This is a genomic window from Azonexus sp. GW821-FHT04F04, assembly GCF_059420025.1.
On sequence record NZ_JBWKSX010000006.1, the window covers coordinates 1 to 21679 of the forward strand.

General features: G+C 61.2%; 22 protein-coding genes. 15 read left to right on the forward strand and 7 right to left on the reverse strand.

Translation table 11 applies throughout. From position 1 onward, the window contains the following. Positions 1-558 precede the first annotated feature (558 nt). The 3 genes from AC07TV_RS12775 to AC07TV_RS12785 form a co-directional block, all read right to left on the reverse strand. Entirely contained in the window at positions 559-864 is a 306-nt protein-coding gene (locus tag AC07TV_RS12775) for a hypothetical protein (protein WP_494648740.1), read from the reverse strand. 404 nt (positions 865-1268) lie between these two features. After that, positions 1269-1526 carry a hypothetical protein gene (locus tag AC07TV_RS12780; protein WP_494648742.1) on the reverse strand — a complete coding sequence of 86 codons (258 nt, stop codon included), beginning with the start codon at positions 1524-1526 and terminating at the stop codon, positions 1269-1271. 8 nt (positions 1527-1534) lie between these two features. Further along, complete coding sequence (locus tag AC07TV_RS12785) at positions 1535-2077, reverse strand: flavodoxin (protein WP_494648743.1); 543 nt, start codon at positions 2075-2077, stop codon at positions 1535-1537. Positions 2078-2473: 396 nt separating this feature from the next. Between AC07TV_RS12785 and AC07TV_RS12790 the strand changes: the two genes are divergently transcribed. From AC07TV_RS12790 to AC07TV_RS12850, 13 genes are all read left to right on the forward strand, one after another. Further along, positions 2474-4534, forward strand: coding sequence for a TonB-dependent receptor (locus AC07TV_RS12790; RefSeq protein WP_494648744.1), 2061 nt, complete (start codon positions 2474-2476; stop codon positions 4532-4534). 60 nt (positions 4535-4594) lie between these two features. Further along, positions 4595-5572, forward strand: a complete 978-nt coding sequence (locus tag AC07TV_RS12795; RefSeq protein ID WP_494648977.1) for an ABC transporter substrate-binding protein — start codon at positions 4595-4597, stop codon at positions 5570-5572. Continuing rightward, positions 5569-6405: an ABC transporter permease gene (locus tag AC07TV_RS12800; RefSeq protein WP_494648745.1), complete on the forward strand. Its 837-nt coding sequence runs from the start codon at positions 5569-5571 to the stop codon at positions 6403-6405. The genes AC07TV_RS12795 and AC07TV_RS12800 overlap by 4 nt, the downstream gene beginning before the upstream one ends. Before the next feature lie 50 nt (positions 6406-6455). Further along, positions 6456-7133 carry an ABC transporter ATP-binding protein gene (locus AC07TV_RS12805; RefSeq protein WP_494648978.1) on the forward strand — a complete coding sequence of 226 codons (678 nt, stop codon included), beginning with the start codon at positions 6456-6458 and terminating at the stop codon, positions 7131-7133. Next, a complete protein-coding gene (locus AC07TV_RS12810; protein ID WP_494648746.1) occupies positions 7130-8359 on the forward strand; it encodes an NnrS family protein in 1230 nt (409 codons plus the stop codon). Before AC07TV_RS12805 ends, AC07TV_RS12810 begins: the two co-directional genes overlap by 4 nt. 156 nt (positions 8360-8515) lie before the next feature. Continuing rightward, entirely contained in the window at positions 8516-9019 is a 504-nt protein-coding gene (locus AC07TV_RS12815) for a sigma-70 family RNA polymerase sigma factor (RefSeq protein ID WP_494648747.1), read from the forward strand. Next, complete coding sequence (locus AC07TV_RS12820) at positions 9016-10011, forward strand: FecR domain-containing protein (RefSeq protein ID WP_494648748.1); 996 nt, start codon at positions 9016-9018, stop codon at positions 10009-10011. Before AC07TV_RS12815 ends, AC07TV_RS12820 begins: the two co-directional genes overlap by 4 nt. 108 nt (positions 10012-10119) lie before the next feature. Then, the gene (locus AC07TV_RS12825; protein ID WP_494648749.1) at positions 10120-12531 is read left to right on the forward strand and encodes a TonB-dependent siderophore receptor; all 2412 of its coding nucleotides are present in this window, start codon (positions 10120-10122) and stop codon (positions 12529-12531) included. 1 nt (position 12532) lies between these two features. Then, complete coding sequence (locus tag AC07TV_RS12830) at positions 12533-13510, forward strand: alpha/beta hydrolase (protein ID WP_494648750.1); 978 nt, start codon at positions 12533-12535, stop codon at positions 13508-13510. A 7-nt stretch (positions 13511-13517) separates the two neighbouring features. Continuing rightward, positions 13518-13784 carry a hypothetical protein gene (locus AC07TV_RS12835; protein WP_494648751.1) on the forward strand — a complete coding sequence of 89 codons (267 nt, stop codon included), beginning with the start codon at positions 13518-13520 and terminating at the stop codon, positions 13782-13784. After that, positions 13781-14065: a hypothetical protein gene (locus AC07TV_RS12840; protein WP_494648752.1), complete on the forward strand. Its 285-nt coding sequence runs from the start codon at positions 13781-13783 to the stop codon at positions 14063-14065. Before AC07TV_RS12835 ends, AC07TV_RS12840 begins: the two co-directional genes overlap by 4 nt. Positions 14066-14072: 7 nt before the next feature. Next, on the forward strand, positions 14073-15668 hold the full coding sequence (locus AC07TV_RS12845) for a PepSY-associated TM helix domain-containing protein (RefSeq protein ID WP_494648753.1): 1596 nt from the start codon (positions 14073-14075) through the stop codon (positions 15666-15668). A gap of 13 nt (positions 15669-15681) precedes the next feature. Continuing rightward, entirely contained in the window at positions 15682-16080 is a 399-nt protein-coding gene (locus AC07TV_RS12850; protein WP_494648754.1) for a hypothetical protein, read from the forward strand. Between the two features lie 86 nt (positions 16081-16166). Here the strand turns inward: AC07TV_RS12850 and fur are convergent, their stop codons facing one another. From fur to AC07TV_RS12870, 4 genes are read right to left on the reverse strand one after another with little or no spacing between them, the layout of a single operon-like run. Continuing rightward, positions 16167-16592: a ferric iron uptake transcriptional regulator gene (gene fur / locus AC07TV_RS12855; protein ID WP_494648755.1), complete on the reverse strand. Its 426-nt coding sequence runs from the start codon at positions 16590-16592 to the stop codon at positions 16167-16169. Between the two features lie 42 nt (positions 16593-16634). Next, on the reverse strand, positions 16635-17882 hold the full coding sequence (locus AC07TV_RS12860; RefSeq protein WP_494648756.1) for a DUF2325 domain-containing protein: 1248 nt from the start codon (positions 17880-17882) through the stop codon (positions 16635-16637). Between the two features lie 23 nt (positions 17883-17905). Continuing rightward, entirely contained in the window at positions 17906-18379 is a 474-nt protein-coding gene (locus AC07TV_RS12865; protein WP_494648757.1) for a hypothetical protein, read from the reverse strand. Continuing rightward, entirely contained in the window at positions 18363-18572 is a 210-nt protein-coding gene (locus AC07TV_RS12870; protein WP_494648758.1) for a hypothetical protein, read from the reverse strand. Before AC07TV_RS12870 ends, AC07TV_RS12865 begins: the two co-directional genes overlap by 17 nt. A gap of 513 nt (positions 18573-19085) precedes the next feature. Here AC07TV_RS12870 and AC07TV_RS12875 point away from each other — a divergent pair. Beyond that, positions 19086-21356, forward strand: coding sequence for a TonB-dependent hemoglobin/transferrin/lactoferrin family receptor (locus AC07TV_RS12875; RefSeq protein WP_494648759.1), 2271 nt, complete (start codon positions 19086-19088; stop codon positions 21354-21356). Positions 21357-21418: 62 nt separating this feature from the next. Continuing rightward, positions 21419-21676, forward strand: coding sequence for a hypothetical protein (locus AC07TV_RS12880; protein WP_494648760.1), 258 nt, complete (start codon positions 21419-21421; stop codon positions 21674-21676). The last annotated feature ends 3 nt before the right edge of the window (positions 21677-21679 follow it).

A 21679-nucleotide genomic window follows, 5' to 3' on the forward strand; every position in this document is an offset into this window, starting at 1 on the left:
CTCGCCGCAGCGGCTTAACCCGCAGAGAGTTCACTTAAGAAAACCGAATTTCTGTCCAACTGCGCGGGGCCACCTCTGCCTGGTTTCGAGGAAGAAACGGGGAAGTACATGCCATTGCCGTTACAGTAGGTCTGACTAAGAGTGTATTCCAAATCGTAAGTTGCAATGACAAGTGGAAAGTTGTGGAGCCGCACCTTTGATCTGGCAGTGTTGCCCTTATCACGAGGGCAACAGGCTAACCTCAAGCTCTGTCGACGGACAAAAGCGCTATTTTTGGCCCGGTCGGCTGGCGCGCCTTGTTGTGCGGCAACACACTCATAAATAAGAACCCAACAATCCGTCAGAACTCTCAATGCGCAGAATGTCCATGACTCGTTCAATTTGAATTGCCAAAATGATCTCTGCCTTCTGTGTCCTCCATACGCACTGCGGCAAGCGATGGCTGAAACTGGCGCAGAACCCAAAGTTTGCTTGGGTTTGAGCGCGCCTGCAATTAGCCGGTCAAGTAGTTCATTGAAAACCTCCGACAAGCGGGCTTGTTCGTTTACTGTGTCAGTACTAGGTGCAACTCTCTATTGCGTAAGCCACTTTTTCGCTGATTGTCGTTGCTAATGCTTGATAGTCGTCGTTGCTATATTGATTCTTGTGAATCGCAGGTATCGCCTTTGCCATCGCTTGATTGATGTCGCTCATGGCCTGACGCAGCGGTTCATCAGTTGTCCATTTTTTACCAGCGTTAAGCTGGAGCTTTATCGGTTCGGCACTCCCGTGGCTGTGTTTGTGCGCGCCACTTTCTACTACGAGGATATTGGGCGAGGCTCCAAGCACAATGACTGTCAGAAATACAGCGAACATGGTTTTCATCGGGTCTCCTATGCCACGGACGAAATGTCCAACCAATATTATCAAAGGCTTAAAACAAAAATGTGCGATAGGCGATCATCCGCTATTGGCCAAGGGTTGAGGTCGCCAACGGCTGCTTCGTAGAATTCCGTGTTGCTGAAATTGGAATTGGCCGAACGTCGGCTACTGGGAAAACTGACTGACCCCAATGGTTAAGGAGTTGCCAAGCGTTACCGTTGAGTTGGATGTCTATCCTTGGCCCTTGGCCAACACCTGATGCTTGATTACAGACGTACTGACGCCCGTTCCGGCCGGTGGCGTGAATTGGGCCATGCCCCCGCCATTACTCGCTCAATGGAATTCCAAATAAATACCATCGTCTTCAGCAAAGAAATTACCGGCTAATGGCGTGCGATGACGATGGGTCAATGACTTACCGGTTTCTCTGGCTGACCAAATTCCTCCAACTGCGCCGCGCGCCAGTCAGCCAGCAACTGTTCCGACGTGCTGCGAATAGCCGGATCAAGTGTATTTTCGCTGGCCACACACTCCAGATGCTGAATCAAGGCCCGCACGCGCCCCTGGCAAACACCGATCGTTGCTGCCCGTGAAAGGAGATGCATGGTGCGAGCTACCAGTTGCTCAGCAGTCAGTACTTGTAGATCCATGACATTTTTTGTCATAGCGAGCCTCAGAGAGATAACCCAAACTCGGGCGCCAACAGTTTTAACCAAGCGTCCAGCCTATCCTCTGTCATGTCCGACTGATTGTCGAGATCCAGCGCCAGCCCGACGAATTTGTCATCCAGCACCGACTGGGAAACGGAAAAGTCGTAACCTGCCGTCGGCCAAGCACCTACAACACGACCACCGCGATCAACCACGTAATCGTGAATCTCAATCATCGCGTCGACAAACTGGTTGGGATATCCCTCCTGATCACCGAGACCGAAGACCGCTACCACTTTGCCGCTGAAATCAACATCAGCCAGACGCACCAAGGCTTCTTCCCAACTTTCCCCATCGCATTCCGCACTCAACCCGGGCAGTTGCCCTTCACCCATGGTTGGCGTACCGAAGATCAGGAACTGATATGACGCGAGATCTTCCGGCATCGCCTTATTGATATTCACTGGCTCAGCCAATGTTTCGTCATCAAACCGCTTCTTGATCATTTTGGCGACTTTGCGCGTCTTGCCGGTGGTCGAACCGAAAAACAGACCGATCTTTACCATTGTTTGAATCTCCGTTGGTTGCCGTGGCTGAGCCACGTAATCGATTGGGGGTAAGTTAATAACCTTATGTTTTGTAAGGCCACTTAATGGTAATGATTCTTATTTAAATTGCAAGCGGTTTTCCAGCATGTGGCGCTGCGATCTGCTTGATTTGTGGCGCCAAGCGCTCAGCGACAGTCGGTGGTGCCGACACCTGGCATTGCTGCCCTCCACCGAAAATCGGAATTCTCGGTGCTCATGCCGGAACACGGATGCCTACCCCGGCTCAAGTTCCACACAAAAAAGCGACATGAATCAAATTAATAATTATTCGTATTTGATATAATATTAGCTGTTACTTATACATAAACAGGCAAGCCAGCCGTCGCAAGCCAGCCTTACTCTCAGGAGTTTGAAATGGACTTGCCTCGCCTAAATCCTTTGGCGTTTGCCCTGTTGGTCGCATTTTCCCCGGCAAACGCTCAGGAAACCTCCCTTTCTCCGGTCAATGTCACGGCGAAGGGCTATGCCGCAACTGATCTGGAAACACCAATCTCGACCAGCACGCTTGACCGTGAAGAAATCACCCGGCGCGGCGGGCAAAATCTGGGTGATGCCCTGCGTGGCGAACCGGGCATTGCTGTCGCCAACGATAGCGCGCAGGGCCAGAATCCGGTCATCCGCGGTCTGAGCAAGGAAAGCATGGTGCTGCTGGTCGATGGTGTGCGCTTCAACTCGGCGCAGCCGGCCGGTGCCATTGCATCGTTCATGTCGCTGGGCATGGCCGAGCGGGTCGAGGTGGTCAAGGGCGCCTCGTCGGTGCTTTACGGGACGGGGGCACTGGGCGGGGCGATCAATGTGCTGTTGCCGCAGGCCCGTTTCGTTTCAGGTATCGGCGTCGAGGCTGGTGCTTCCTACGATTCGGCCAGCCAGGGCATGCGCGGCACGGCGGTAATGAACGCCAACACCGGCGACCATGCACTGATGCTCGGTGCCTCACTGGCCCGCATCGACGATTACAAGTCGCCGGATGGCGCGGTTGCCCGTACCGGCTACGACTCCGACAGCTTCATCAGCCAATACCGCTTCCGCATCGATGCCCAGCAGCAATTGCGTGTTTCGGCCCAACTGCACAAGGATGAGGATGTCTGGTATCCCGGCTCGACCCGCCCGCACCCGACCAACCCGGCCACGCGCAGCACGACCGTGCGCTCCCCTGAACAGGAACGCCGCCTCTACGAATTGGGTTACAGCCGCAAGGGCAGTGGCGAAACACCGCTCAATCTCGACGTCCGCGTCTATCGCCAGGAAATGGAGCGGCAAATCTACGCTTATGCCAACTGGCTGAACCGCGACATCATTACCAACAGCGTCACCTTCCAGACCGACGGGTTCGACGCCAAGGCCGACTGGCTGGTGCACCCGCAGCATCTGCTCTCGTTCGGCGTCAATGCCTGGGAAATGACCGGTAACCCGGACCGTATGATGGCTGCGGCACCGACTTTCACCACCTTCTCCGCCAACAACCCGTTCCAGAATGCCCGCATCAAGGCCCTGGGAGTCTACGTTCAGGACGACATGCGCTTTGGCAAGCTCAACCTGCTGGCTGGCCTGCGCTACGACACGGTGAAGAGCGACGCCGACAGCATGAACAACGGCGCGCGGACTAGCGGCCTCGACGGCAGTGACAGCGCCGTGTCCGGCAGCCTCGGTGCGATCTATGAAGTGGCTCCGCTGCTGCGCCCCTATGCCAACTACGCCCGCGCCTTCCGTGCCCCGGGCATGCGCGAGCGCTACGAATCCGGCCTGCGCGGCGACGGCTATTACTATGCCGGCAGCCCGGAAGTCGAAGCAGAAAAAGCCGACCAGTTCGAAATCGGCATCAAGGGGGCGAATGCCGTCTTTGACTACGGCGTTTCGGCCTACTACAACCAGATCGACAATTTCATCACCGGCCAGATCCTGACTGGGGTCAGCGCCACCGCAGCTTGCGGCGCACCCAATGCCGCCAACTGCAAAAAAACCGTCAACCTTGGCAGCGCAACGATCAAGGGCATCGAGGCCAAGGCCCGCTGGCAGTTCATCAATGGCCAGTGGCTGACGGCCGGTTACTCGATGCTGCGCGGTACCAACGACGACCTCGACGAACCACTGTTCCAGATGCCGGCCGACGAGATTTCTCTGGGCTGGCTGGGCAACGTGCTACCTGGCGTCAAGGGCGACTTCACGCTGCGCCTGGTCGACCGTCAGGATCGCGTCGCGACGCAATTTACCCGCGGCGCAGAAAACGCGACTGCCGGCTTCGTCACCGCCGACCTCGGCGCGACCTGGCAGTTCGCAAAAAACCAGAGCCTGCGCTTTGCCGTCAAGAACCTGGCCGACAAGACCTACCACGAGCACCTGACCGAAGGCGTTTCCGGTTGGGAAATCAAGTCGCCCGGCCGTTCGTTCCAGCTGGCCTGGCGTGGCAGTTTCTAACCTGGAGAGCCTGAGCCTGTGATCCCGCCCCTGTTCCTGTTCCGTTTCCGCTTCCTTTCCCTGCTCGCACTGGGCTGGCTGGCTCTGCTGACGCCGGCTCATGCCGACAAACTTCCCAAGCTGATCCTGGCCGGCCCGCCCGCTGCCGTATCGACGCCGCTGATCCACATGATGGAAACCGGCGCGCTCAAGGATGTTGCCGACAGCGTCGAGTTCGTCGTCTGGAAGGATCCGGATCAGTTGCGGGTGCTGGCTTTGGGCGGCAAGGCGGATTTCGTCGCTATGCCGAGCAACGTTGCCGCCAACCTGTACAACCGGGGCGTTGGGCTAAAACTGCTCAACGTGTCGACCTGGGGCGTGCTGTGGCTGGTGTCGCGTGACGCCAAGGCGAAAACGCTGGCTGATTTTCGCGGCAAGGAAATCGCCATGCCCTTCCGGGCCGACATGCCGGACATCGTCTTCGGGCTCGTCGCCGAAAAGCAGGGGCTGGACCCGAAAAAGGACTTCGCCCTGCGCTACGTCGCTTCGCCGCTCGATGCCATGCAGCTGCTGATTACCCGGCGCGTCGATCACGCCTTGCTCGCCGAACCTGCCGTGTCGATGGCCTTGCGCAAGACCAAGTCCTTCCCGATCAGCCTCATCGCGCCGGAACTCCATCGCAGTGTCGACCTGCAACAGGAATGGGGCCGTCTTTACGGGCGCGAGGCCCGCATTCCCCAGGCCGGTATTACGGTCATCGGCAAGGCCGTGGCGGATGAAGCCCTGCAGGCCAAGGTGATGGCCGCGCACGATGCCTCGCTGCATTGGTGCCAGAAAAACGCCTTGCAGTGCGGCGAGATGGTGGCCAAGCGCATCGACCTGCTGACCCCGCAAGCGGTGGCCGATTCGCTGGCCGTCAGCCAAATGCGGGCGGTTAGCGGCCAGGCGGCACGCGGCGATCTGGAATTCTTCTTCAGCCAGTTGCTTGCCAAGAGCCCGGCGCTGGTCGGCGGCAAGCTGCCCGACGAGCGCTTTTACGGCAATCCGGTCCGGCCTTGAACCCCCCTGTCGTTCCCCAACAACCGGCGCACCGCAATCGCGCCCTGGACTGGCTGGCCGCCACCGGCAACTACCTGTGGAGCGGCTGGGGCTCGCTGGCCAGCCTTTTCATTTTTCTGGCCGTTTGGGAGTTGACCGCACAAAGCCTCGGTTCGCTGATCCTGCCGACGCCGCGCGAAGCCTTCGCCACCCTCGGCCAGTTGTTGCAGGATGGCTCGGCGCGGGACGACATCCTGATCACTGCCCGCCGCGCCCTGCTCGGCTTCGGCCTGGCACTGACGCTGGGCAGCCTGCTCGGGCTGCTCGCCGGCATCTCGATGACCGCCTCGATGATGGCGCGCCCGCTCGTCACCCTGCTTGTCGGCATGCCACCGATCGCCTGGCTGATCCTCGCCCTGCTCTGGTTCGGCGCCGGCGACGGGACGCCAGTGTTTACCGTCTTCATCGCCTGCTTCCCGATCATCTTCGTCGGCGCCATGCAGGGCACCCGGACGCTGGACGGCCAGTTGAAGGAAGTTGCCCGTATGTTCCAGCTGCCGCTGTGGATGAAATTCACCGACGTCTATCTGCCGCACATCGTCTCCTACCTGTTCCCGGCCTGGATCACGGCGCTCGGCACCTCGTGGAAGGTCGTCGTGATGGCAGAACTGCTGTCCACCACCGACGGCATCGGCGCCGCTCTGGCCGTAACGCGCAGCCATCTCGACACGGCCGCCTCGATGGCCTGGATCGTTGCGTTGGTCGGCAGCCTGCTGGCCGTCGAATACCTCTTGCTCGAACCGATCAAGCGCCGGGTCGAATCCTGGCGGGAGTTTGCATCATCAAATCCCTGAGTATTTCACGGCTGTCCCATCGCTTCGGCTACCAGCGCGTCCTTGAAGACATCGACCTGAGCGTCGCGGCCGGCGAAGCGGTGGCGCTGGTCGGCCCCTCCGGCTGCGGCAAGACGACGCTGCTCAACCTGGCGGCCGGCCTGCTCGATCCGTGGGAGGGTCGCATCGACTGCCACTTTGAGCGACCGGCCATGATGTTCCAGCAACCGCGCCTGCTACCCTGGAAACGCACCCGCGACAACATCGCCCTTGGCCTCAAGGCCGCCAGCCAGTCGCGCGCCGCCCGCCACGCTACGGCCAGCGCGCTGGCGCTGAAGATGGGCCTGACCGCCGACGATCTCGACAAATACCCGAGCGCCTTGTCCGGCGGCATGCAGAGCCGCGCGGCGCTGGCCCGCGCCTTCGCCGTGCAGCCCGATCTGCTGCTGCTCGACGAAGCCTTCTCGGCCCTCGACATCGGCCTGAAAAGCGAGCTGTACCAGTTGCTCGCCTGCGAGCGCGTGGTCAGCGGCTGTGCCGTGTTGATGATCACCCACGACCTGATGGAAGCGATCCGCCTGGCCGACCGCATCCTGGTCATGGCCGGCAGCCCCGGGCGCATCGACGCCGAGCACGCCATCGCGACGCCGGTTGCCGAGCGTGACGAAGACTGGGTCTTCGCCCGCACCGCCGAGTTCATCCGCTGGCCGGACATCCGCGCCGCCTTTGCCTTGCCGGAGCGCGCATGAATTTCATTTTTGGCCGTTTTTTCCGGTTGACCGTAGGAATCTGGATTTGCCCCTTTCGGCCCTTCTTCCTGCTCACCGCCGCCCATGGCGCGCTCGCCATCGCATGGTGGGTCGGCCTGCTGGCCGGCGTGCTGCCGCTACCCGAGGTCGCCGGCGGCCCGGTCGTCTGGCACGCCCATGAACTGCTCTTCGGTTTCGCAACCGCCTCCATCGCCGGCTTCCTGCTCACCGCCGTGCCGGAATTCACCGGCACCGCGCCGATTCCGCGCCGTCGCCTGAAACTGCTGGTTGCCATCTGGCTGGCCGGGCGCATCGCCTTCGCGCTGTCCGGCACGCTCGGCGTGCTCCCCGCTGCCACCTTCGATCTCGGCCTGCTGGCGCTACTGCTGGCCGCCGTTGTCAAACCGCTCTGGCAACAACCAAGCCGGCGCCACCTCGCCTTTTTCCACACCCTGCTCGCCCTCGGCTGCGTCCATGCCGGTTTCTACCTTGCCCTGCATCGCGGCGGCGACGCTATGCCCTGGCTGCGGCTGAGTATCGGCCTGCTGATGATCCTCATCGTCGTCGCCCTGTCGCGTATCTCGATGCGCCTGGTCAATGACGTGCTCGAAACCCAGGGCGGCTTCGCCGCGCCCTACATGGCCCGGCCGCCGAGGCGCAATCTGGCCATCGTCGCCATTGCCGCCTACAGCCTCGGCGCATTCCTGCTCCCCGGCAACGCCGTCACCGGCTGGCTCGCCCTGGCCGCAGCCGCCGCCATTTTCAACCTGCTCAACGACTGGCACGTCGGCCGGGCGCTGGGCCAGCGCTGGGTACTCATTCCCTACCTCGTCTATTGGTGCATGGCACTCGGCTACGCCGTGATCGGCTGGGGCCTGCTCGCCGACAGCCCCCTGACCAGCGCCGGCGAACACCTGCTGCTGGTCGGCGCCCTCGGCCTGTCGGTGCTCATCGTGATGGCCGTAGCCGGCCGAATGCACAGTGGTTACGGGCTGGATCACCGGCGCTGGCTGCCGTTCACGGCCGGGCTGCTGGTGGCGGCAGCCCTGCTCCGTGCCGCCGCTGGCTGGCCAGTCGCCGCCGATTTATATACCCCACTCCTACATACAGCCGCTCTGCTCTGGGTGCTGGCATGGGGCGTCTACCTGCTCTTCTCCTGGCCAGCTCTCGCCGGGCCGCGGCCGGATGGCGGGCAAGGCTGCGACGAGCCGGTCAAACCTTCTTGATGCCTTGCCGATTCACCGACTTTTACCCTGACGATCAGGTTCATTGACCTTCTTTGAATAAAATACGACAATGAGAATCATTCTTGATTAGTTAGCCAGCCAGACCGCCATCGGGTTCAGCCAGCGAGAACTATGAATCTCGTTCCGGAGTTCTCTATGGATATCGCTGCCGATTCGTTGAACACGCTCTACCGGCAACACCACAGCTGGCTGGAAGGCTGGCTGCGCAGCAAGATAGGCTGCACCCATCAGGCGGCCGATCTGGCGCATGACACTTTCGTCCGCATCATGGGCCGTGGCGAGCCACCCGAATATCGCGAGCCGCGGGCTTATCTGACGACCATCGCCCGCGGCCTGCTCATCGATCACTGGCGGCACCAGGACATCGAACGAGCCTGGCTGGAGACGCTGGCCACACTCCCCGAACGACATGCCCCCTCCGCCGAGGAGCAGGCGCTGGTACTTGAAGCGCTGTACCGGATCGACGCCTTGCTCGACCGGCTCAAGCCCAAGGTTCGCGAGGCCTTTTTGCTCAGTCAGCTCGATGGCCTGACTTACCGCGAGATCGGCGAACGCCTGGGCGTCGGCGAGCGCATGGTCAAGAAATACATGGCGCAGGCGATGATGCATTGCCTGCTCGAAGGCGACCAACCGGCATGAGCGCATCCACCGAGCACGCCTTGCTGCACGAAGCAGCCGAATGGTTCGCCATCCTGCGCGACGAGCAGGTCAGCGAGGCCGACCGCCAAGGCTGGCAGCAGTGGCTGGCCGCCAGCCCGGCCCATGCCGCTGCCTGGAAACGGGTCGAGGCCATCAGCCAGCCATTCACTCGGATCAACCGCCATGCTCCGCACGGCGCGGCATACCAGGCGCTGGCGCGGAGCCCCGCGTCCCGCCGGCAGACCCTGCGCCTGCTTGGACTCGGCGGCATGCTCCTCGGCAGCGGGCTGCTCCTTCGCCATACCCTGCCGTGGCAATCCTGGAGCCAAGCCTACGCCATTGCTCGCGCTGAATACCGCATCGCTATCGGCGACCAGAAGCAACTGGTGCTGGACGACGGCAGCCGCCTGAGTATCAACACGGCTTCCGCGGTCGACCTGGATTTTCAGCCCAATTTGCGCCGCATTATCCTGCACGAAGGCGAAATCCTCATCGAGACTGCCCCCGACCCGCAGTCGCCACACCGGCCGCTCGTCGTCGACACCCGGCTCGGCCGCCTGACCGCCCTGGGCACCCGCTTCAATGTCCTGAGCGACGCGCAAGGCATCCGGCTCGCCGTCTTTGAGGGGGTCGTCCGCATCGCGCCAACCTCCGGCCAGCCATCTGTCGATGTCGCTGCCGGACAACAAGCCAGTATCAATGTCGACCAGATTGAAGCCGGCGGCCCCGCCGACACGGCCCGGGAGCAATGGGCGCGCGGCCAGTTGATCGCCGACAACGTGCCACTGGCGCGATTCATCGACGAACTGCAGCGGTACACCCCCGTGCATCTGGGAATTGATACGGATGCCGGGCGCCATCGCCTGCTTGGTGTTTACCGGATTGCCGAACCAGCCCGCGACGTGCCGCTCATTCTCGCCGCCATCGAAAGCGCCCTGCCCGTCCGCGTGCACACGACCAACGACAACACCATTCGCATCACCCGTCGGTAAGCACCGTCCTTGCGTGCAGGGAAAACCATTCTGCACAGTTCCCCTTTTCCGATCTGATTCGGCAGACCGAATGAACAACACTATCCACTCATTCGGAGCTTTTTCATCGTGAACAGAAACATCTGCCTGAAACCGAGCCTGCTCGCCCTTGCCGTCCGCGCCGCCGTGTTGGCCATACCGGCTGCCGCTCTCCTGCCGGCTGTCGCTTTCGCCCAGACCGCGCCGGCCACGCACCACTTCGACATTCCGGCCGGCGCCTTGTCCACCGCGCTGACCCGGCTCGCTGCGCAGGCCGGCGTGCAACTTACCGCCAACGCCGAATTGACTGCCGGCAAGAGCGTTTCGGCGCTAAAGGGCACGATGACTACCGAACAGGCACTCGACCGCCTACTGGCCGGTTCCGGCACGGTCGCCGCCAGCCCCCAATCCGGCATCTATACCCTGAAGGCCGTCCCGACCGGCAAGAGTGGCGAGGCGACACTACCCCCGCTCACCGTTACAGCCGGTGCCGAACGGGCTGGCGAATTGCCCAAGGCCTATGCCGGCAAGCAGACCGCGCGCGGCGGCAAGGTCGGCATTCTCGGCAACAAGGACTTTCTCGACACGCCATTCAGCACCACCAACTACACCAGCGAACTGATTGCCGACCAGAATGCCAAGACGGTCGCCGACGTCCTGCAGAATGACCCGTCCGTCCGCTACACCACGCCGGTCGGCCACATGGTCGAGAATTTATATATCCGCGGCTTCCTGGTTACCGCCGATAACATGGCGATGAACGGCCTGTACGGTGTCGCCCCTTACGGCCACGTCCCGACCGAATTCATCGAGCGCGTCGAGATCCTCAAGGGACCGAGCGCCCTGGTCAACGGCATGGCTCCCGGCGGGGCCATTGGTGGCACGGTCAACCTCGTGCCGAAACGCGCCGAAGATACGCCGATCACGCGCGTCGGCGTCGACTTCGAATCCGGCTCGCAAGCCGGTACCCATCTCGACGTCGGTCGTCGCTTTGGTGGCGACCACGAATTCGGGGTCCGCTTCAACGGCGCCTATCGCGATGGCGAAACGGCCGTCGACGGCCAATCGAAAACACGCGAGCTGGCCGCTGTGGCGCTGGATTACCGCGGCGAACGGCTGCGCCTGAACCTCGACGCCTACAGCAGCACGGAAAAAACCGACAACGGCAGTCCGCTGATGATCTCTTTCCTGACCAATGTCATTACGCCGCCGGATTCCAGCACCAACCTGTTCAAGGGAACCTACTCGACGATGCGCAACCAGGGCGCGCTGCTGCGCGGTGAATTCGATTTCAACGAGCACCTGACCGCCTGGGCCGGCTTTGGCACACGCCGCAACGAATACGATGGCTACATCAATGGTACGCGCGCCAACAATGTCCGCCTCGACGGCGGCCATACCGGAAGCACCTCCCACCAGAACGGCTACACCAACAGCGCGACCTACGAGGTCGGCTTGCGCGGCAAGTTCGCCACCGGCCCGGTCAAGCATGAAGTCGTGCTGGCTGCGACCGGTCTGGCGCTGGAATCGGGCAACATCAGTCGCTCCAGTGCCAGTTTTGCCGCCAACATCTACGCCCCGATCAATCCGCTACTGGCCACCCATCCCGGCGATGCGCCGAAGACCGGCGAAACCACTCTGAGCGGTATCGCTCTGGTCGACACGCTGAGTTTCCTCGACGACAAGGTCGCTCTGACGCTCGGCCTGCGCAGCCAGCGGGTCGAAGACACCTCATACAACGCCACTGGCGCCATCACCGCCGACTACGACAAGAGCGTCACCACCCCGGCGGTCGGCCTGGTCCTCAAGCCGTGGAGCAACAATTTCTCGCTGTACGCCAACTACATCGAGGGCCTGAGTCGGGGCGACACGGCCCCCTCAAGCGCCGCCAACCCCAACCAGGCCTTTGCACCATACGTCTCGGAGCAGAAGGAAATTGGTGCCAAGTGGGATGCCGGCCGCTACGCCCATACGCTGGCCCTGTACGAAATCTCCCAGCCGAGCATGGTGCGCGATGCCGCGACCAACATCTACAGCATCGACGGCGAAAAGCGCGTGCGCGGCATTGAATGGTCGGTGATGGGCCAAATACTGGCCGATGTTCGCCTACTTGGTGGCGTGACCCTGGCCGAAGGCAAACAGGTCAAGACCTCGAACGGCACCAACGACGGCAAGGAGGCCTACGGCATGCCGTCCTGGCAAGGCAACCTCGGCCTTGAATGGGATATGCCCTGGCTGCCCGGCCTGACGCTGAGCGGCCGCGTCGTGCATACCGACAAGCAGTACCTGAATTCGGCCAATACGCGGGAAATCCCGAGCTGGACGCGTTACGATGCCGGCGCCCGCTACGCCACGCAGATCGCCGGCCGGAAGACAACCTTCCGCGCCAATGTCGTCAACCTGTTCGACAAGGATTACTGGGCCGGTCCTTACCATGGCGAGGGCTACACCACGCTGAGCGCACCACGTATCTTCAACCTGTCAGCGACGGTGGATTTCTGAGTTGAACGCTCCCCGACCCCTGCTTCGTCGGATCGGGATAAGGAAGGCAAGCCCCGCCAGGCTGCTTGCCTGCCGCTTTCTGCGCCGGACCGGTCTGCTGCTCGGCCTGGCGCTGCTCCTGCCGACGACGCCAACGCTGGCCGCCGGCCTCGGCGCCGGACAGCCGGTGACGATCCCGCACGCCCGGCAATACGATCTCGCTTCGCCGCAGACCGGCCAGCGCTACCGCATCTTTGTTTCCGCCCCGAGCACCCCGCCGCCGCCCGCCGGTTACCCGGTCATCTACGTGCTCGACGGCAATGCCGCCTTTCCACTGGCAGCGCACATCAGCCGCAATATCGAGCGGCGCCAGCCGGTCACCGGCATCGCGCCGGCCCTAGTCGTCGGCATCGGTTATGCCGGCAACGACGACTACCACATGGCTGCCCGCAGCCATGACTACACCCTGGCCGCTGGCCGGTACGACCCGGCCAGCGGGGGTGGGGCCGAGGGCTTCCTCGATTTCATCGAACAGGATCTGAAACCGCGCATCGCCGCCACTTTCACGGTCAACCGGAAAAAACAGGCAATTTTCGGACATTCGTACGGCGGCCTTTTCGTACTGCACACACTGTTCACCCGACCCGAGGCGTTTTCCACCTACATTGCTGCCAGCCCGTCGATCTGGTGGCAGGACAAGCATGTGCTCGACGAAATGCGCGCTTTCCTGGCCAGCCGAGGCGAGCAACAGCCATGGCCGACGGTGCAGATCAGCGTCGGCGCCACCGAGGACGAGCCGCCCAAGGGGCGCCTGTCGCCGGAGCTGCTGGCCATGCGCGCCAAACGGCCGATGGTGGCCGAAGCCCGGCAACTGACCGCCACACTGCAGTCGCATCCGGCCTCGGCCGGCCGCGTCAGCTATCACGAACTGGCTGGCGAGAATCACGGTTCGGCCTGGCCGCCAGCCTTGTCCCGGGGTTTCGACCTTTTCCTTGAATGACCGCCCGATGTCCGATATCGCCCTGCCCCTCCTTATCAGCTTTGCCGCCGCATTGCGCCTTTACCTTTCTTCACCTCGCCAGCAGTGGCTGGACAAGCCCTTGCCCGGCCGCCTGGCCAGGGCACTCCTGCTGATCGTCGCCTACCTGCTCTGGCTGCGGGTTATGCACGGCGCCGCCGCCTTCTTTGTCCTGCTCTCCATCATCATGCTGCTCTTCGCCATATTTCCCGCACTCTCGCTGCTCAAACCGTCCTCCTCACGGAGCAAAACATGAAATCGACGACCCGCGATCTGTGGAGCAAGACAGTGGCCGGCACGCTGCTCGGCTTCAGCCTGGCGCTGGCGATCAGTGCGCTGTTTGCCTGGTTCACACCCGGCGGACCAGCCGGCCTCAACAAGTTCCAGTTTGTCATGTGGCTGGTCGCGCTTGTCTGGTTGCCCATCCTCGGCGGCGTCTACTTCTTCCGCAATGCCCGCCAGGCCTGGCTGTGGTTGGGCGGCACCAACCTGCTCGCCTTCGCCGCCTATTTCGCCGGCCGGCACCTTTTCACCTGAAACGACCATGCGCAGCGAACTGATCCGCGACTACAAGACCATCCACACCTGGGCCGGCGTCGTCACCGGCCTAGCCCTCTTCATCGCCTTCTATGCCGGCGCCCTGACCATGTTCGAGGAAGCGCTGGAGAGCTGGATCGAACCGCCACAGATCCGGCACACCATACCGCTGGCCGAGGCCGACCGGCTGATCGCCGACACCCTGGCCGCCCACCCCGAAGCCGGCAAGGAATTCACCCTGCATCTGAGCGCCGACGGCAACGCGGTCAGCCATCTCAGTTGGCAGAAGGACCGCCAGGACCGCCGGCCGTGGATCGCCGAGCGCCGCGCCGACGGCGAACTCGACATCGCCCGCCGCCAGCCGTCCGGCCTGCCGCAATTCATCGACATCCTGCATCGCACCGCCGGCATTCCTGGCGACCACGACATCGGTGAGACGGTGATGGGGATCGTCAGCGCCATTTACTCCGTGGCGCTGATCTCCGGGCTGCTCGTCCTGCTGCCCTCGCTGGTCAAGTATTTCTTCGCGCTGCGCGTCGGACGTAACCTGAAGCGCATGTGGCTGGACGCCCACAACGTTGCCGGCATCACCGGCCTGCCTTTTCACCTGATCATAGCGATGACCTCTGTCATCTTCTGCTTGCACGATTATATTTATCCGCTGCAAGACCACCTGATCTACGACGGCAAGTTCCGCGCCGTGGCCGCCGCCAGCAACCCGCTGACGGCACTACCCAAGGACAAGAGCCCAAGCACTATGCTGGGCGTCGGCCAACTGCTCGATGCTACCCGCCGCCTGTCGCCAAGCCTGCAGCCGACCGCGATCCAGTATCGCGAAGCCAATACCGCCCGCGCCACTGCCCAGATCCGGGGCGACGATCCCGGCTACTTGGTGCGCAAGGCGGGATTTGTCGTGCTGGCCGCACCAAACGGGACCGTCCTTGGCACCGATTACCTCCCCGGCCAGCAAAGCGCCTTGAGCGCCGTCGTCTCCGCCTTCTTCGCCCTGCACATAGGCACCTACGGCGGGGCGACCATGCTCTGGGTCTATTTCGGCCTCGGCCTGGCCGGTGCCTTCCTGTTCTATTCTGGCAACCTGCTCTGGATCGAAACCCGTCGCCGCAAGGCCAAGGGCGACCCGGAAGGCAAGGGCCAGTCGCGCTCGGTCCGCGCCATGGCTGCGGCAACGGTCGGCGTCGCCTTCGGCTGCATTGCCGGCATTTCGGCCGCCCTCGCCAGCGCCAAATGGCTGCCCGACCAGGTGAACGATCCGGAGGCCTGGTATCAGGGCATCTACTACGCCATCTTCACCGGCAGCATAGTCTGGGCCTTCGCCATTGGCGCTGCCAAGGCAGCAGTGCAACTGCTCCGTTTTTCTGGCCTCGCTACGCTGGCCATTCCGCTGGTCAGCCTGATCGCAATCGCGTTCCCCACCCTCGGCCTCTGGGTCCATAACGCCAGCATCGGTGTCGACATCGTTGCCGCCATCGCCGGCGCCTCAATGCTGTGGATGGCGGCAAAAACAGCACACCGTAGCCGCAACGGAGCGCACGACAGCATCTGGTCGGTGGCGTCAACCGCCGGTGTAGCGCACCGAGATTGAATCACCGGTTGCGATGCGCAAGCCCATTCCGGAATCGCTCAAGGATCACATCCTTCCGTTCAATTGGGATGTGCGCAAGGTTTGGGCATTGAAAGCCGAGGTTCAACAGCTTCCGTGCGCGAAGTTTGCCTATTTTCTGGAGCTGCCGTTGTGGTCGTCAGTAGGCAACCGTGGGCTGTTGTTCGACATCAGCCAAATGGATGTCATTCGCCATCCCGGGTTATCTCGGTATCAGGTCCAGCGTCTGGACCAATGCAGCCTGGACTTTCCGATCGACGTGTTGGTGATGCACGACAAACCATGGATCCTTGATGGCGTTCACCGGATCGCCAAGCACGCCATCCTGACTCACTTGACGCTCCCCGTCCGCCTCCACGATGAATCGATCATTCCTGCGATTCGCGTGGTCTGACGGCAGCCCGTCGGAAACCATGGCTTTCGACAATTTTTTACTTCCTTTTCCGTTTGTTTGGATAGCCTGGATTCAAGGTCACCGGTCTAATTCTGCATCGCCTTCTCGCACTCCTGACAATAGCCATATAGCGTCAGGTTATGCTGGGCCAGGCGGTATCCATTCTTGGCGGCGATTTCCTGTTGCCTACCTCCGATCAGGTCATCATCGAACTCTCTTACCCGCCCGCATTTCAGGCAGACAATATGGTCGTGATGGGCGCCGTTGTTAATTTCGTAAACTGACTTGTTTCCGTCAAACACTTGCCTGGAGATTGCACCGGCTTCGTCCAGCTGAGCCAGCACCCGATAAACAGTCGCCAGGCCAATTTCATGGCCTTGCGCGACCAGGCGCCGGTACACTTCCTCGGCACATAAATGGCTTCCGGAACTACTCCGGAATACTTCAAGAATTTTCATTCGGGGATGAGTCACCTTGAGTCCCAGTCGGCGTAATTCGCTCTTTGAATTCATTGTCTCCTGCATCACTCACAGCCTTTCTTTTCCAATCAACGATTACGGATTTTTGCCAACTTCATTCACGGCGCGTCCAAAGCTGGTAACGCCTGCGCTTTTCACAAACATGCAAGGCTTGCCTGTCCGTTTGCACGACTCCTTCACCCGCCAGTAGGCGTTGTGACTGATACAACCCACCTGACAGATCACGATATCGGCTGCCGCCAGAGCGCCATCGATTCGATGCAGGCTCTCCTCCAGACCGCCATCGTGATGCATGAAATGTCCACCGGACTGCTCCACCACATCCCGATACGAATTGACTGCCCCTGAGCGACCGCCGACGCACAGCACGCATTTCCCGGACAGCTGGTTCTCCGGTAGCGCTGCCAGGCCGTCATCTTCCCTGATCAGTGATTCGATCGTCTCCTCGGCGTGTTTGGCAAAATCGCGCAAGCGACTCACTTCCCGAGCCAGTTCGTCGGCTTGCAGGCGAGCCTCCCTGGCCCTGGCCTCGGTATCGCTCAGGCGTTGCGTGAGCACCTGGCGGGTTTCAAGATCCGGCATGGCATCACGCAAAACCACCTCCCTGGCACGACTGGCCGTCCGCGCCTCAGCGGCCACCAATTCCGCCCTGAGCTGGGCTATGGTCAGGGCACCTTCACTGGCTTGCGCGGCCATTTTGCGCCGCTGCTCCTCGAGTTCGGCCTGACTCGCTTCCAGGCGTCGATTCAAATCCGCATTTTCCGTTCGCAAAGCCTTCAAGGCGTTCTGGTCAGCCCGGTTATGCGAACCCAACTGGTGCTGGATCATATGGATATCCGCATAGATCTCCTGCTCCAGTTGGTCAGTACAATCAGGATGCGTCCAGCAGGCCCACAGCGCAGCGGGAATATTCCGGCTTTCCTTGCACGCTGCCTTCCAGGCGAGACGGAGATCGGCGTCGGTCTTGATCGCAGCAAACTGACGAACAGTTAACTGACAACGCTTTTCCAGCGTCTTCTGCAACACGTCGGCCAGACGGCTTCGCTCTTCGCAACACCCCACCGCCGTCGTATGCAGCAGAAAGTCAGACGCATCCTTGGGCAGGTGCATGACCTTGTGCATCAGGCGTCGTAAATCGTCGCACTCGAAACAGACGCCAATTACCGGGCAATGAAACTTGTGCGGAATTTCCCAGAGCTTGCGGCGCCGGGAACCGCTTGCCGTAGATATCGATGGCTCGACGGGTAAGGTAACCGCGTCCGGAAATATCGAGCGCCCGCCACCGAAAACACCGCCGGCAACATGAAAGGGAAAGCCAGACATGGGGATTCTCCAAATACCGAATATCAGGAACGGATGATTGCGAGTTGTTCAAGTTTGCTCAGGCTGAGCTCGGCTGCCAGCGAGTCCCGTTCCTGCGAAAGTCGGGAATACTCCGCATGTGCCGCCTCAATCGTCCGCTCCAGCGTCCACACCCGATGTGCATCGCTGTTGAGTTGCTCGTTCGTTTCGCTGAGTTGCATCAACTTGCACCCCAGTTCAACGATGGCTGCCCCGGACTCATAACGAGCAAGCTGCTGACGATAATCGGCGCACCTCTCCGACAAACGCCTCACCTCGCTGTTCAGCGCGGCAATCCGCCTGGTACTGTCCAGGGCGCTGCACCGTAGCCGGGCTCGGCTGTCCCGCAAGGCCTGGCGCAAGTCCTGGATTTCCTCGTCCGGGCTCCGATACGGCACCACATCAGCCGCTTTCGGATGGATGGCTGCCCCGCCGGCATCACATTCCTGGACTGAACGTTCCTTAAGCGGCGCAAGCATCACGGCTCTCCAGTCCGGTTTCGAGACGACGGCTGGCGCGCTCGCACAAGGAGCGCACATCCTCGTCCAAGTCATCGAATTCAGCCAGCTGATCCAATAGCCGGATGGCGTGCCGGGCTGAATGCGCGCATCCGGTTTCCTGATGAATGAGCAATTGGCTCAGAACGCCGGCCCACAGGTTGTTGTTTGGCATGCCGAACCCCTCAAGAACGGGTCAACGCCAACCAGAGCAATCCGGCGGCAATGGCAAGGCTGGTGTAGAGACTGTCCGGCAAATGCCGGGATACAGGCGAAATAAAGTTGGCCAGCCACGGAAAAGTCGATCTGTTCGTCTGCCGGATTGGAATCTGCATGATGCCTCCAGAACAAGGATGGTCGGGATGGCTGGCTACCGGGACGGATTGGCTGGCGGAGAGTATTGCGAATGATTCTCATCCAAAACATTGGCATTGTCAACGTAATGAGAATGGTTTTTATTTGTTGGTGTGTATCCGTGTGGCGCAAAGCTTCAATCCTTCATATTTTGGCCATCCGGCCAATCATCCTGAGCTCAGTGTGCATCACCATTCTTGCCAAGAGAGATGCGAATCGTTATCATTCCACTTTCGAGTTACACTTTGATTGCAACTTGTAAACAATTAACGCCAGCCACCTAGCTTCGCAAGGCAGCCAGCCATTTGATTAATTCACTTGCTGGAGGTCTTGCATGCGCAGCCCTTTTACCCGCACGAAAATGCGGGTCATTCCATTTGTTTTATTGACGGCTTTCGCCGCCCCCACGGCTATCGCGGATATTGAGCTTGGCGACACCGTCGTCACCGCCAACCGCCACGAAACGGCTATCGACCAGATCAGTGCGACGGTAACCAGCATTAACCGGCGCGATATCGATCGTCGCTTGCCAGTGGACGACGCCGATCTTTTCCGTGACGAGCCGGACATTGCGATGGCGCGCGACATGCGCCGCCATGGGGCGACGCGGGTGAATATCCGCGGCATCGAGGACAACCGTGTTGTACAGATGATCGACGGGGTTCGTCTGCCGGATTATTTCAATGGCGGCGGCCCGACCAACTACACGATGAATGCCCCCTCGGGCCCGATGACCGACTTCCTGCGTCAGGTGGAAATCGTGCGCGGCCCGGCCTCCAGTCTTTACGGTTCCGATGCCATCGGCGGTGTCGTCGGCTACCTGACGCTCAATCCCGAAGATATCGCCCGAGGCGACGCAAAACAGGGCGTACGTCTGCGCGGCAGCTACTTCGGGGCTAGCCAGGCATTTTCCGGGAGTGTCATCGGCGCCTTGCGCAGCGAGAAACTGGACGTACTCCTCGGCTACGCCCAAATCAATGGCGAGGAAACGAAAAACCAGGGCAGCGACAGCACCTATGGCCCGCTGCGCAGCAAGGCCAATCCAGCGACAACCGAGGATCGTGGCGCGCTGGCCAAGTTCATCTTCCGGCCAGCCACCGGGCACAAGCTGACGGCCAGCTTCGAGGGGCGCGAGCAGGAGGCCGAAACCACCATCATGCGTGTGCCAGCTTCGCTGTCGCGCGTAACAGCGATGAATGGCGATGATGAAACGCGGCGCTACCGCTATGGACTGGAGTACGAACACAAGAACGGATGGTTCTACGACCGACTGGTGAGCCGTGTCTATCACCAGGAATCTGAAACTCACAACGCCAACCATCAGACGCGCAGCAATGCCCGCTATTCGGCCACCTCAGGATGTTCCGCCTCCAGCACCACGGCACCGACCGCAACCTGCGAAATTGACCAGCATTTCTTCTTCGAGCAGCAGACGAGCGGGCTTGGCCTGCAGTTTGAATCGCTCTTCCAGCTTGGCGGTGCAGCCAATCTGCTGACCTATGGCGTGGACGTCATGCGCCAGCGCGTCGAAACCAAACGGGATGGCCGCGTGCTCAACATCAACACCGGCGCCGTGACTTACGGTCTGGCTGGCGAGACATGGCCGCTGCGCGATTTTGCCAACGGCGTGACGGATACCCTGGGGCTCTACGTTCAGGATGAGATTTCCATGCTGAACGATCGCCTGTCGCTGACGCCCAGCATGCGCTACGACTACACCCGCCTGACACCGGAGGTCGATGCCCTTGCCCAGCAGGTGTTGACCATCATCAATCGCCAGGCCGCCGAAAAGGAATTCGGCCACCTGTCGCCCAAGATCGGCGGACAGTGGAAATTCAACGAGGCGCTGTCGCTGTTCGGACAAGTGGCTTCCGGCTTCCGGGCGCCGAACTACAACGAGGTCAACGGCGCTTTCCGCAATGCCGCACAGATTTATGCCAGCACGCCGAACCCGGACCTCAAGGCAGAAACCAGCCTGGGCTTCGAGGTCGGCTTGCGCGCCCGGATGGGTAGCGCCCGCGGCCAGGTGACCGTATTTGACAACCACTACAAGAACTTCATCGAGAACGTTCGTTTGTCGTGCCCGAGCGATCCCAACTGCGTCTCGGTCGGCGGCACCCCGTACACGACCTATATGTACAAGAACCTGGCCAATGTCCGGATTTATGGCGCAGAGCTTCGCGCCAACTGGGATTTCGCCAGCAACTGGCGTGTCGATGGCGCCATTGCCTACGCCCATGGCGAGAACAGCGACACCGGCCTCGCCATCAACAGCATCGAGCCCTTGCGCGCCTCCTTCGGACTGGCCTACGACGTCGGCCAGTGGGGCGGCGAATGGCGCCTGCGCCTGGCTGCCGGCAAGGATCGGGTAGATGACAGCGGCGGAACCTATTTCCGCACGCCGGGCTACGGGGTCTCCGACCTGGCCGGCTGGATCAAGCCGACGGCCAACACCCGTGTCGTCATGGCGATCAACAACGTCTTCGACCAGAAATACTGGCTGTGGTCCGACATCCGCACGGCAGAAGGAACCAATCCGACGGCGGTCGATTTCTACAGCCAGCCCGGCCGCAATCTGCGTCTCTCGTTCCAGGCCGATTTCTAATCCCGCGTTGGCGTCGGCTGCTTGCTGACAAAGCAGCCGACGCCCTTTTTTCGGAAATCAACATGCCTGCCCAACTTCCCGACGCCAGTGCCCTGATTGCTTCGCTGCTCAATCTGATGACCCGCTTCTCCTGCCTCGGCTGTCCACAGCAGGCAGCATTGATTCGCAAGGAACTGGCGCTGCTGCAAGCCTACCCGGACGACCAACTGGCCCCCTTGATCAAGCAGATCGGCCGGCAACTGGAAGACCAATGGTCGCAACTGCACATGGCTATCTCCGACGATCCCTACCCGGCCGCCGAGACGCGTGCCCTGCATTGACCG